Source organism: Pantoea sp. C8B4 (assembly GCF_051336905.1).
GTDB classification, from domain to species: Bacteria; Pseudomonadota; Gammaproteobacteria; order Enterobacterales; family Enterobacteriaceae; genus Pantoea; species Pantoea rwandensis_B.
Genome location: NZ_JBGMNK010000001.1, coordinates 186496 through 198650 on the forward strand (window position 1 = coordinate 186496; position 12155 = coordinate 198650).

General features: G+C 55.5%; 10 protein-coding genes. 7 read left to right on the top strand and 3 right to left on the bottom strand.

Going from position 1 to position 12155, the window contains the following annotated elements; all coding sequences use genetic code 11:
* Window positions 1-50: 50 nt before the first annotated feature.
* The 5 genes from tssE (at window position 51) to ACCW76_RS00855 (ending at window position 7666) form a co-directional block, all read left to right on the top strand.
* Window positions 51-602, top strand: a complete 552-nt coding sequence (gene tssE, locus ACCW76_RS00835; RefSeq protein WP_436337472.1) for a type VI secretion system baseplate subunit TssE — start codon at window positions 51-53, stop codon at window positions 600-602.
* Window positions 599-2470, top strand: a complete 1872-nt coding sequence (tssF, locus tag ACCW76_RS00840) for a type VI secretion system baseplate subunit TssF (protein WP_436337473.1) — start codon at window positions 599-601, stop codon at window positions 2468-2470. Before tssE ends, tssF begins: the two co-directional genes overlap by 4 nt.
* Complete coding sequence (gene tssG / locus ACCW76_RS00845; RefSeq protein WP_436337474.1) at window positions 2467-3510, top strand: type VI secretion system baseplate subunit TssG; 1044 nt, start codon at window positions 2467-2469, stop codon at window positions 3508-3510. The genes tssF and tssG overlap by 4 nt, the downstream gene beginning before the upstream one ends.
* 105 nt (window positions 3511-3615) lie before the next feature.
* Complete coding sequence (tssH, locus tag ACCW76_RS00850; protein WP_436337475.1) at window positions 3616-6240, top strand: type VI secretion system ATPase TssH; 2625 nt, start codon at window positions 3616-3618, stop codon at window positions 6238-6240.
* On the top strand, window positions 6233-7666 hold the full coding sequence (locus ACCW76_RS00855; protein WP_436337677.1) for a serine/threonine protein kinase: 1434 nt from the start codon (window positions 6233-6235) through the stop codon (window positions 7664-7666). The genes tssH and ACCW76_RS00855 overlap by 8 nt, the downstream gene beginning before the upstream one ends.
* 1 nt (window position 7667) lies before the next feature.
* Here ACCW76_RS00855 and ACCW76_RS00860 read toward each other — a convergent pair whose 3' ends face one another.
* The 3 genes from ACCW76_RS00860 to ACCW76_RS00870 all read right to left on the bottom strand — a co-directional run bounded on the left by ACCW76_RS00860 (window position 7668) and on the right by ACCW76_RS00870 (window position 9803).
* Window positions 7668-8066 carry a hypothetical protein gene (locus tag ACCW76_RS00860; protein WP_436337476.1) on the bottom strand — a complete coding sequence of 133 codons (399 nt, stop codon included), beginning with the start codon at window positions 8064-8066 and terminating at the stop codon, window positions 7668-7670.
* On the bottom strand, window positions 8063-8866 hold the full coding sequence (locus ACCW76_RS00865; protein ID WP_436337477.1) for a glycoside hydrolase family protein: 804 nt from the start codon (window positions 8864-8866) through the stop codon (window positions 8063-8065). The genes ACCW76_RS00860 and ACCW76_RS00865 overlap by 4 nt, the downstream gene beginning before the upstream one ends.
* Window positions 8867-9140: 274 nt before the next feature.
* The gene (locus tag ACCW76_RS00870) at window positions 9141-9803 is read right to left on the bottom strand and encodes a glutamate racemase (protein WP_436337478.1); all 663 of its coding nucleotides are present in this window, start codon (window positions 9801-9803) and stop codon (window positions 9141-9143) included.
* Window positions 9804-9929: 126 nt separating this feature from the next.
* Between ACCW76_RS00870 and ACCW76_RS00875 the strand changes: the two genes are divergently transcribed.
* Both ACCW76_RS00875 and ACCW76_RS00880 read left to right on the top strand, forming a co-directional pair.
* On the top strand, window positions 9930-10553 hold the full coding sequence (locus ACCW76_RS00875) for a LysE family translocator (protein WP_436337479.1): 624 nt from the start codon (window positions 9930-9932) through the stop codon (window positions 10551-10553).
* A gap of 95 nt (window positions 10554-10648) precedes the next feature.
* Window positions 10649-12115 (top strand): catalase, encoded by a 1467-nt coding sequence (locus ACCW76_RS00880; RefSeq protein WP_436337480.1) that lies wholly within the window; start codon window positions 10649-10651, stop codon window positions 12113-12115.
* Window positions 12116-12155 lie beyond the last annotated feature (40 nt).

Below are 12155 nucleotides of genomic sequence, written 5' to 3' on the forward strand. Positions count from 1 at the left end.
AGCACTAGAGGGCGCGCCATTTAATCGCATCCAGATATTAAGGAGCCTGAATGAAACCCCATCCCGACAGTTTCAACGGTTGGCAGGCGCGCACCCAGCAGCGCATCACGGCTCGTGATGAGATGCGTCCCAGTTTATTGGACCGTTTGACTGACGATCATCCTGACCAGCAGCGCGTCGAACTGGGCCGCCAGTCGATCAGTCACCAGGCGTTGCGCTCTCAGGTTCTGCGTGACTTGCAATGGTTGTTTAACTGCATCAACAACGAAAGCCAGCACGATTTAAAGCCGTGGCCTGACGCACAGATGTCGGTTATCAACTTTGGTCTGACTCCGCTGGCGGGCAAACGTATGTCGGAGATTGAGTGGGATGACGTGCGCACGGCGCTGCGACGCGCGATGTTGCAGTTCGAGCCGCGTATCATTCCGCATGACCTGCACATCCGCTGCCTAACCGATGTCAACGCGCTGAACAACCACAACACCCTTTCCATCGAAATCAGCGGCAATCTGTGGTGTATTCCCTGGCCGCTGGCGTTTGTGTTTCGTACCGAGCTTGATCTGGAGCACAGCCGTTTTGACCTGAAGGACGCCGACGCATGAATCCTCAACTGCTCGACTACTACAATCGCGAACTGAGTTACCTGCGTGAGATGGGCGCGGAATTCGCCGATCGTTACCCCAAAGTGGCTGGCCGCCTGGGTATGCAGGGGATCGACGTCGCCGACCCGTATATCGAACGTTTAATGGAGGGATTCGCTTTCCTCACTTCACGCGTGCAGCTCAAGATGGACGCTGAATTTCCGCGGTTCACTGAACAATTGCTGGAGATGATCTACCCCAATTACCTTGCGCCGACGCCGTCAATGGCGATTGTCGAATTTCAGCCAGACCACATGAAAGGCAAAATCAGCAGCGGATTCTCCATTCCTCGCGGTTCGCTGATCGAAAATCAGGCGATGAAAAGCAAAGGCGTCAGCTGCAAATACCGTACCGCTCATGACGTTACGCTTTTACCGTTGCAGCTACGTGAGGTTTCATTGGGCGGTTTGCCCGCTAATCTGCCGATCTCGGCCGCCAGTCTCACACAGCGCGGTGCAGTGCGCGCGTTACGCATCCGCTTGCAAACCACCGGCAATATCCCACTGCATCAACTAGAGATGACCGATATCCGCTTTCATCTTAGCGGCGCAGACTTGCCTGCCAGCGCATTGATGGAATTGTTGATGGCGCATTGCGTCGGCGTGCTGTATCGCAGTCTCGATAATGCACAGCATCTATTACTGGACGCTGACGCCCTACAGCAACAAGGTTTCGCTAACGAAGAAGCCCTGTTGCCCGACGATCAACGCAATTTCACCGGGTATCGTTTATTGCAGGAGTATTTTGCTTTTCCGGCACGATTCCTGTTTTTCCGCACTGGCGGTTTGCAACCCCTGGTGAAACAGCTGCGTGGCGCCACTGAAATGGAAATCGTGCTGCTGCTGGATAAAGCCGATGATGACCTCGAAAGCCTGGTGGATGTCACGCATCTGGCCATGCACTGCACACCGGCCATCAACCTGTTCCCCCGCGTGGCCGAGCGCATTCAGCTGACAGAGGGACGTAACGATTATCATCTGGTGGTGGATAATACCAACCCGCTCGATTACGAGATCTTCAGCGTCAGCCGCCTGTACGGCAGCGGTCAGGCACTGCATGAAGAGCAGATATTTCGTCCGTTCTGGCACAGCTTCGGCAGCGATCATGGCAATTATGGCGCCTACTTCTCACAACGACGTGAGCAGCGTACGCTGTCCGACCAGGCAAAAGTCTACGGCACGCGCACCGGCTACAGTGGTTCCGAGCTGTTTGTTACCCTGGTGGATGAGCATCAGTCGCCGTGGTCTGACGCGGTGCAATACGTGATGGCCGACGTGTTGTGCACCAATCGCGACTTGCCTTTGCTGCTTAAACAGCAAGGCATGGAGCAATTCACCTTACCAACCTCTGCGCCCGTTTTAGGCATTCATCTGCGTAAGGGGCCGAGTGCCCCCCGGCCGGCACTCGCTGCGGGCGCAACGGCCTGGCGACTGATCAGCCAGCTGCAGCTTAATTACCTGAGTCTGATGGAGAGCGAAGGCGATCAGGGCGCGGCTTCTCTGCGTCAGCTGTTGTCGCTGTATGCCAATACCGCGGAAGCGGCAACGGCTCGCCAGATTGAAGGGGTGCGTCACTGCGAACTGCGTCCGGTGTTTCGTCGAGTGCCCGAACCAGGACCGATTGTGTTTGCACGCGGTATCGCCATCACCCTCACGATAGACGAGCAAGCGTTTGGTGGTGCCAGCCCGTGGATGCTGGGCAGCGTGCTCGCCATGCTGTTCAGCCGCATGGTCGCCATCAACACTTTTACTGAACTGACGCTCAACAGCAGCCAGCGTGGTGAAGTGGGCTACTGGCCGCCGCAAATGGGTAAGAGGTCACTGCTGTGACCGCGCTGCACAACGGCTGGCGCATTGCCTGTCGCCTGCCGGATGATTTCTGGGCAAAACGCTGTGCTGCGCCCTTCCAGCACGATCTCTTTCAGCTATTGCGCCGCCTCGATGCGCAGGCCGGTCACGCCTGGTCACTCGGACGGGCCCCACTGCCACGTGACGAGCCCTTGCGTTTGGGCCAGTCACCGTCGCTGGCCTTTGCGCCCGCTACCCTGGCGGGGATTCGCCAACGTAGCGAAGACGAAACGCATCAAGTGGATATCTGGAGTTTTGGCCTGTTTGGCCCCAATGGTCCGCTGCCGCTGCACCTCACCGAATATGCGCACGAGCGCGTCACGCATTTTGGCGACCGCAGCATGGTGGATTTCTGCAATCTGTTTCACCACCGGCTGATTTTACTGTTTTACCGTGCGTGGGCAGATGCCCAGCCCGCGATTGCCCTCGATCGTCCTGACCATCATCAGTTCAACCATTACCTCTCCTGCCTCACTGGCGTTGGCCAACCCGCACTGCAACAGCAGCGTGGCAGCCTGAATGAGCACGCTCGTTATGCACTCGCTGGGCATTTCACCCGGCAAACACACGATGGTGAAGGCCTGACGCGCAGCCTGAGCTGGTACTTTCAGGTGCCTGTTGCCATCCAAAACAACATTCCGCAGTGGATGCAGATCGGTGTGCGGGAACAGGCACAGCTGCGCGCCGGAAAGCATGCGCCGCGCCTCGGGGAAACCGCTTTTCTCGGCGGAGCCGTGCGCGACATTCAGCACAAGTTTCGCCTGCGTTTTGGCCCGCTGCGCCTGAAGGATTATCAGCTATTGCTCCCTCGTGCCCGCCATGCGCAGCAGGTGGTGGACTGGCTGCGGCAATACCTTGGCATTGAGTACAACTGGGAGGTGCAGCTGGAACTGCATGAGGAAGATGTGGCGGGCGTGGTGCTCGGTGGTCAGCAACCTCTCGGCTATACCAGCTGGCTTGGCGAGCAGCCGGTCAAACGCCACCGTGATGATTTGATTTACCAACCGGCTACCCCGCATTGATGTCAGAGACGTTTCATTGCGCACCCATCAGCCTTTATCGCCCAAACCATTAGCGTCGCTCTTTATCAGCGACGTTGGAAACATTCGCGTTAATAAGGGAACACCATGTCAGATATTCGCCGCAACGTTCTGTTTAGCAAACTGAATCGCACCCTGTTTACCTCGCTGGAAAGCGCCACCGCATTTTGTAAGTTGCGCGGTAATCCGTATGTCGAACTGGTGCATTGGCTGCATCAACTCTGGCAGCAACCTAACAGTGACCTGCAACAGATTGCGCGGCGCTTTGAATTGGATGACGCACAACTCAGCAGTGACTTAGTCAGCGCCTTAGATCGCCTGCCGCGTGGTGCCAGTGCCGTGGCCGATCTCGCTGAGCATATTGATAATGCCGTGGAACGCGCCTGGATTTACTGCTCGCTGAGCGTGGGTGAAACACAGATTCGCGGCGGCCACCTGTTGCTCGCCCTGTTGAAAACGGTGGCTCTGCGTCATGTTGTGTTAGCCATCTCCGGCGAATTTGCGCATATCAGTGCCGATCGTCTGCTGGAGTCGTTTGGTGACTATGTTGAGTTGAGTGATGAACAGCCATCAGCGAAAAGTGACAACGTCACTCAAACTACGTCACTTCCCGCCTCCGATGAAAATGTCCTGGCAAAGTATGGTCGTGATCTCACCGCCGAAGCACGTGCCGGCAATATCGACCCGGTGGTTGGCCGTGATGACGAAATTCGTCAGATGATCGATATTCTGTTGCGCCGTCGCCAGAACAATCCGCTGCTGACCGGCGAAGCCGGTGTAGGGAAAACCGCGCTGGCGGAAGGTCTGGCGCAGTGTATCGCCAGCGGCAAAGTGCCACCGCCGTTGCAACAGGTGCAACTGTGGCTATTGGATATCGGCCTGCTGCAAGCCGGTGCCTCAGTGAAAGGGGAATTTGAGGCTCGCCTGCAGTCGGTGATCAATCAGGTCCAGTCCAGCCCACAACCGATTGTGTTGTTTATTGATGAAATTCATACGCTGGTCGGTGCTGGCGGTCAGCAAGGCACGGGCGATGCCGCTAACTTGTTGAAACCCGCCCTTGCGCGCGGGCAACTTCGCACCGTGGGAGCCACCACCTGGGCGGAGTACAAAAAGTACATTGAGAAAGATCCGGCGCTGACACGCCGTTTTCAGCCGGTACAGGTGGCAGAACCGGACGAACACACCGCCATTCTGATGCTGCGCCATCTGGCTCAGCCGCTGTCGCAACATCATCAGGTGCTGTTATTGGATGAAGCGTTGCAGAGCGCAGTCCGTCTATCACAACGCTATATTCCTGCCCGACAGTTACCCGATAAAGCCATCGCTTTACTGGATACCGCCTGCGCCCGCGTGGCGGTGAGTCTGCACCATCAACCGCCGCAGCTGGCTTTTTGTCGTCAACAATTGGCGGCACTGCAACTGGAAATCGACATTGCCGAACGTGAATCACGGCTCGGTTTTGATTCCGCGGCTGCACGCATCGCCAAAGCACAACAAAAGCAGGCGACCTTGCAAGACGAAGAGCAGCAGTTAGATCTGCGCTGGCAGCAGGCACTGGCACTGACCCAGCAGTTGGGCGCGCTGCGCGCTGAACTGCTGGTCGATCAGGATAGCGAACGCACCGCGCGCTATCAGGCGGTGCAACAGCAGCTGGACGACCTGCAAGGTGATACGCCACTGACCTTCCCGGCCGTCGACAGCAGCGTGGTGGCCAGCGTGGTCGCAGACTGGACCGGAATCCCCCTCGGCCGCATGCTACAAAGTGAACGCGATGCCGTGCTGAACCTTGCCGATACACTGGCGCAGCGGGTCATTGGCCAGCAACCTGCGCTCAATGCCATCGCCCAGCGCATCCAGACGTCACGTGCCGGACTCGACGATCCTGGCAAGCCGATTGGGGTGTTTATGCTGTGTGGCCCGTCGGGTACCGGGAAAACCGAGACGGCGCTGGCGCTGGCCGAGACCTTGTACGGTGGCGAACAAAACCTGATTACCATCAATATGAGTGAATTCCAGGAAGCGCACAGCGTTTCAACCCTGAAAGGAGCCCCGCCGGGCTATGTCGGCTATGGCGAAGGCGGTGTGCTCACCGAAGCGGTGCGACGCCGTCCTTACAGCGTGGTGCTGCTGGATGAGATAGAAAAAGCCCACCCGGACGTGCACGAAATCTTTTTCCAGGTCTTCGATAAAGGCTGGATGGAGGATGGCGAGGGTCGGCGCATCGACTTCCGCAATACAGTGATGATTTTGACCTCGAATATTGGCAGTGATGAGCTGGCGCACGCCTGTTCGGATACTGACATGCAGCCAGATACCGAGGCCCTGAATAGCCTGCTGCGCGCGCCACTGCGCGAAGTCTTCCCTGCCGCGCTATTAGGCCGTTTATCGGTAATCCCCTACAAGCCACTGAGCGATGCCATGCTGATTCGCATTATCGATCTGCGCCTGGCGAAGATTCAGCAGCGGCTGCAAGAACGGCACGCTATCCGCGCCGGGTTTACGCCAGCGGTGGCGCATCAGATTATGCAGCGCTGTACGGAAGGAGAATCCGGTGGTCGTATGGTGGACGCGGTGCTGTCGCAAACGCTGCTGCCGCAAATCAGTTGCCAGTTGTTGAGTGAGCCTGCCGCGAGTTCACCACGACAGCTGCACGTTGATTATCAGCATGATGCGTTCCAGCTGTTATTTAGCGTGGAGGCAGATGATGAGTGAAACCCACAACAAAACCGTGTCGCAGGCGCTGCCGGTGGGCTACCGCTTCAACGAGTATGAGATTCAACAAGTCATTGGTGAAGGGGGCTTTGGCATTGTCTATCGCGCCTGGGACAGCGAATTGGATCGTACGGTTGCCATCAAAGAGTTTATGCCTGCATCAATCGCGTTGCGCGATGAAGATCATCACCTGCTGTTGCGCAGCGAGCGATTCATGCGTCTCTACCAGGCCGGGCTGCAAAGCTTTGTGCAGGAAGCCAAAACGCTGGGCCGTTTCAACCATCCCCACCTGCTGCACGTGCTGCGCTTCTGGCAGGCCAATGATACCGCCTATATGGTGACGCAGTTTTATCAAGGAGAAACCTTGAAAAGCCGCTACCTGCGCGATTTTACCCCGTGCAGCGAAGCGGAAATTCGCGCCATGCTGCCACCGCTGCTCAGCGCATTGAAAACCCTGCACGATCATGACTATCTGCATCGCGATATTGCGCCGGACAATATCCTGCTACAGCAGGATGGATCGCCGGTACTGCTGGATTTCGGCTCGGCCTGCAAAACCATCGGACACCTTACCGATAAAACCGAAATCATGCTGAAACCGGGTTACGCGCCCATTGAGCAGTACAGCGAAGGACGCGATGGCGATCAGGGGCCGTGGACCGATATCTATGCGCTGGGCGCGGTGCTGCATACGTTGATTTGCGGCGAGGCGCCGCCGGTGAGCGTGGTGCGTTCACTCAGTGACAGCTATCAGCCGCTGGCAGAACGGGAGCTGGCCGGCTATTCACACGGCTTGTTGCGTACCATCGACCAGATGTTGGCCTGCGAACCGGAACAACGTCCGCAGTCGATTGTGGTTCTGCGCGATCGGTTGGTGGAAAATGACCGTGAAGTTCAGTGTGACGCGCCAGAACCGGAACTGACACCTGCGAGTGACGCCACCTCGCTGCCTGCATTGGTGATACCGGAGAAGGTGATGCCTCAACCGGCTATCACAACAGGGCGCAAACGGCGACCACTGTGGATTGGCGGCGGCATAGCCGCAGCGGGACTCGTTACCTTGCTCGCGGTGCACGGCTTGACAAGCCATAGTCCTCCCCCCGCGGCGGTCACGCCAACCAAACCCGCCGTGGAAGTGGCAGCCAATAATGTGACACCGTCACTTAAACCCGCCGTAGCCGCTGCCCCCGTCACGCCCGCGCAGATCTATTTGCGTGCTGTGGATGCCACACAACTGACTCAGGTCGAGATCAACGGCAAACCGCAAAGCACGGAAGATCAGGATGGCATGAAGAGACTGAGTTTGGTTCCGGGGGACTATCAGTTGCAGGTGACGCTTAAGCAAGGAGGTCGCTGGCAGCACAGCTTACATATTGATGAAGGGAGCGGCACCTGGCTGGTGAATGTGCCGACTCCCGCAAGCTGATTTATTCAACCACGTTGCCATTTTCGCTAAACAGCACCTTGTCACCCTGCGACTGGTGCTGTGAAACCTGCAGCGTCCAGACGTGGTTGTCATCGTTGCCCGCACCTGCTGCCGGAGACAGCACATAGCTGTAATCACCGTTGCGGAAGATGTAGCCACGGAAATCGTGTGACGGACCAATGTTCAGCGTCGATCCCTTAAGCGTCAGTTCGTGATGATTCTTTTTATTAATCGAGTGGTAGATGATGCCATCGCACTCCACGTCACCCTCGACGCATTTGCTGGTATCCAAATACACCTGATAACTTTTGCTGTCGAAGAACGGCTTTTTAGCTGTTGGCGTTTGTGCCGCAGCCTGGAGTGAAAAACAGACCAGTGATAAGGCAAGTAGCTTTTTCATAATTTGATATAAATTCCTTTGTGATAGACGTTCAATTCACTTTTTCTGCGATTCACCAATCCCTTCATACGCACGCCGCGCGAATAAACAAACTGCATCCATGCTCGATCCAAATCTTCTGGCGATTCGCCATTTATCACTTTCAACGCCGTCGAGTAATATAATCCTTTATGATTCAGGTTATCACGCGTACCAATATTAAACGCCAACATCACTAACGCATCAAATTCATTTTGTGTCAGGGCAACTTTGGCATACTGACGCACCGCATCGACGAATTTTTTTAAATCCTGCGAGAATAGCGTTTCAGCCGCCGACTCTGAGATACCGTCTTTGAACTGATCAAATTCACTCTGGCGACTGATCCAATGCCCGTAGCCAATTGTGGCGCCGGCAGTCCAGCTACTGATGGTGTGGGAACGGTGGTCATCATAAGGTAACGTGTGTAGCTGTTCATACTGCATCATCAGTTTAAGTACTTGATAACTCGGATACATCGTCATTGGATTCTTGCGTGCGCCATTCGGGTTACTGCCGGTGGAACCGTGCGCACGCGGCAGCGCGCTGCGTTGACCGGACGATAACTGACTAAAGGTTTTTTTACCGGGAGAAACCAGACCATCGGGATGGTGATAAAAATGTTTTTGGTAGGTGATAATTGCTTTGGTGGTGTTATTTCCGCAAATGCCATCAATTTGCAACTGCGGGAACCCGTTTTTATTTAATAACGTTTGCACCAGTTTGACATCTTGCGGTCGATTAGTTCCGCGCAGTCCAACACTTTCCAGTATCGTATCCATTATTCGCCTCAAAAATTCTTTTCGTGTGAGTAATTTTATTGACGCCTGAAGCACGTAGCGAATAATTATGCCGTATTTTTGACCACGATAATGGACCTGAGCGTTCAGATTGTTCTTAAACTTTTAAATGACATTTTCGTGACACATCACCGAGCCTTTAAATAAGGCTAAGGGCGAAACCATGAATTTTTCCTGCAAATGAATTGCACGACTTTGAGTCCAGGAATAATCGCGGCGGCAGGCGCTGTATCCTTGCCCACGGCCACGTGATAAATCAGTTGCTGGCGATGACGGATTGCAACGCCAGGACTGGGATGGTCAACGGCCGGATGTTATCAGGCATGCCGTTTGCCGCTGCCGCCATTGAGACCTGCGCCAGAGCAACCTGGTGTGCGCCCTGCTCGCGTCCCTGCGTGACAGCGTCGGCGATGAGCGCATGATAGCGTTGATGATCTCCCGCTTTGAATGCGGCCCAGGCGTCCGGGATCAACGCGACCTGTGGCTGTTTTTCTACCGGAAGTGTCGGCGGGCAGAACAACGACTGTGTGGCGGCTAAGGTTGACTCGGCGGCGCATAGCACCAGTGAAGGCCCGGCCATTTGGTGCAGGTGGTGCGCCAATATCCGGTCTGCACGATACACCTGACAGCCCGGTTGTTGCGACTGGAAGCTGTCGGCTACCGGGCCGAGCGTTGAGCAGGTTATGACGATGGCATCGAACCAGGGCGTCAAACTGTGTAATAACTGTTCTAAACGATTCTGCTGTTCTGCGGTCATGCCGCCACTGAGTTCTGCTTCAGCCAGCAGATGCGGCATCACAATATGACTCAATGCGTGGGCAGGAAATTCAAGGGCGTGGGCAGGAAATTCAAGGGCGTGTGCCGCGTGATCGAACAGCGCGATATTGCTGGCGGCGGTGTGCAGGCAAGCGATGGTCATTGTCGTCCTTATCATGATGTCAATTGAGTTTCTGCGTGATCCCCGCAACAGGTTTGCTGAGGTAGGTTATTGCTTTGCCGTCCAAAAGTATTCAAGATTATTTAACATTCCACGGTTGCTGCCACCATGAACCTGCACATACTGGCCTTTATTATTGCGATCTTACCGGTAGCCCTGTCGCCGGGGGCGAGTTTCACTCTTGCCATTAATAATACGCTGGTGGCAGGCTCACGCGGGCTGGCGGCAATTATCCTCGGCACGGCATTCGGTATTTATACCCATGCGCTGTTAATTGGCCTGGGGATCAGCGCCCTGTTGGTGCGATCCCCCATTATTTTTAATCTGTTAAGCGTGGCGGGGGCCGCTTATCTGCTATGGCTCGGCATACAGCTGTTGCGCCGTGGTCGTCATATTTCCCAACCTGTCGCCTCTTACCGCAGCGCCCGCATGGGGATTAAAGATGCCTGGCTAGCCAATGTGCTCAATCCTAAAGCGGTGATGCTCTATCTCACCGTGGTCTCGCAATTCGCCGGGCGCGACCATGCCTTACTGCATTATCTGCTGCTGGCCTCCATACACGTCACCATTATGGCTCTGTGGCTGATCATCATCTGTTTCACGTTGCTGACTTCAGCACGGGTGATCAATATTCGAAAACTGTCCATCGCCATCAACATCGCTGGCGGGCTGATACTGGTGTTCTTTGCTATCAGCAATTTGGTTCAGCTTTTTATGACCTTCAAGCATTAATCTCCACGCCCTGTCATCTCCCGCTTCGCCTGCAAGTTTGGCCTGCGCTGCTACCTTTAGTGGGTTGCATTAACCTTACAAAAGCTGGAGATATTATGAGCAGTGACGATCGTAAACCGACCACCACGGATGCTGGCATTCCGGTAGCCAGCGATGAACACTCCCTGTCTGTCGGGCCGGACGGTCCGCTGGTGCTACATGATCACTACCTGATTGAGCAGATGGCGAACTTCAACCGTGAGCGTATCCCGGAACGCCAGCCGCACGCCAAAGGCAGCGGCGCATTCGGCCATTTTGAAGTGACGGACGATGTCAGTCGTTATACCAAAGCGGCAGTATTTCAGCCCGGCACCAAAACCGATGTGGTGATGCGCTTTTCAACCGTTGCAGGGGAACGCGGCAGCCCCGACACCTGGCGCGATCCGCGCGGTTTTGCCCTCAAGTTTTATACCAGTGAAGGCAATTACGACATGGTGGGCAACAATACCCCCGTGTTCTTCATTCGCGATCCCATGAAGTTTCAGCACTTTATCCGATCGCAAAAGCGCCGCGCCGATAATAATCTGCGCGACCACGATATGCAGTGGGATTTCTGGACGCTGTCGCCAGAATCGGCGCATCAGGTTACCTGGTTGATGGGCGATCGCGGTATTCCCAAAAGCTGGCGACATATGAACGGCTACTCCAGCCACACCTACATGTGGGTGAACGCGCAGGGTGAGAAGTTTTGGGTGAAATACCACTTCAAAACCGATCAGGGCGTGGAGTTTCTGGCGCAGGAAAACGCGGATACGTTGGCCGGTCAGGATGGCGACTACCACACCCGCGATCTGTTTAACGCCATCAAAAACGGTGAGTTCCCCAGCTGGACGCTTTACATGCAGATCATGCCCTTTGCCGAAGCCGAGACCTATCGCTTCAACCCCTTCGATCTCACTAAAGTCTGGCCGCATGCCGACTACCCGCTGATTAAAGTCGGAAAACTCCAGTTAAACCGCAATCCCACTGACAACCATGCGCAGATCGAGCAAGCTGCGTTTGAGCCAAACAATCTGGTACCCGGCATTGGTTTGAGCCCGGACAAAATGCTGATCGGTCGTGTGTTTGCTTACGCCGATGCGCACCGTGCACGTTTGGGCGTGAATTACAAACAGATCCCGGTCAATGCGCCACACTCCCCGGTGCACAGCTACAGCAAAGACGGTGCGATGCGGATGAATCCCGTGTCCGATCCGGTGTATGCCCCCAACTCCAAAGGCGGCCCGGTAGCGGATGGCGATCGTTATCCCACCGACTCCACCTGGGAATCGCAAGGCAACATGGTGCGGGCGCCCTACACGCTGCGTAAGGATGATGATGACTTCGGTCAGGCTAATACGCTGGTGAATAAAGTGATGGATGATGCGGCACGCGATCGTCTGGTGAACAACGTTAGCGGGCATCTGTTGGATGGCGTGGAAGAACCGGTGCTGTCACGCGCGTTTGCGTACTGGCGTAACATTGATCAAACCATTGGCGACCGTATTGCACAGCAGGTGCAGGCAGAACGCGCCAAACGATAATGAAAAAAAGGGCGCAGCTGTGAACAGCGTGCGCCCTTGA

What these genes read in the sequence shown, in the direction of transcription:
- ACCW76_RS00875 (WP_436337479.1), top strand. Translation starts at nt 9,930, where the DNA reads ATGAACCTGCACATACTGGCCTTTATTATTGCGATCTTACCGGTAGCC.
- ACCW76_RS00880 (WP_436337480.1), top strand. Translation starts at nt 10,649, where the DNA reads ATGAGCAGTGACGATCGTAAACCGACCACCACGGATGCTGGCATTCCG.
- ACCW76_RS00860 (WP_436337476.1), bottom strand. Translation starts at nt 8,066, where the DNA reads ATGAAAAAGCTACTTGCCTTATCACTGGTCTGTTTTTCACTCCAGGCT.
- ACCW76_RS00870 (WP_436337478.1), bottom strand. Translation starts at nt 9,803, where the DNA reads ATGACCATCGCTTGCCTGCACACCGCCGCCAGCAATATCGCGCTGTTC.
- tssE (WP_436337472.1), top strand. Translation starts at nt 51, where the DNA reads ATGAAACCCCATCCCGACAGTTTCAACGGTTGGCAGGCGCGCACCCAG.
- ACCW76_RS00865 (WP_436337477.1), bottom strand. Translation starts at nt 8,866, where the DNA reads ATGGATACGATACTGGAAAGTGTTGGACTGCGCGGAACTAATCGACCG.
- tssH (WP_436337475.1), top strand. Translation starts at nt 3,616, where the DNA reads ATGTCAGATATTCGCCGCAACGTTCTGTTTAGCAAACTGAATCGCACC.
- tssF (WP_436337473.1), top strand. Translation starts at nt 599, where the DNA reads ATGAATCCTCAACTGCTCGACTACTACAATCGCGAACTGAGTTACCTG.
- ACCW76_RS00855 (WP_436337677.1), top strand. Translation starts at nt 6,233, where the DNA reads ATGAGTGAAACCCACAACAAAACCGTGTCGCAGGCGCTGCCGGTGGGC.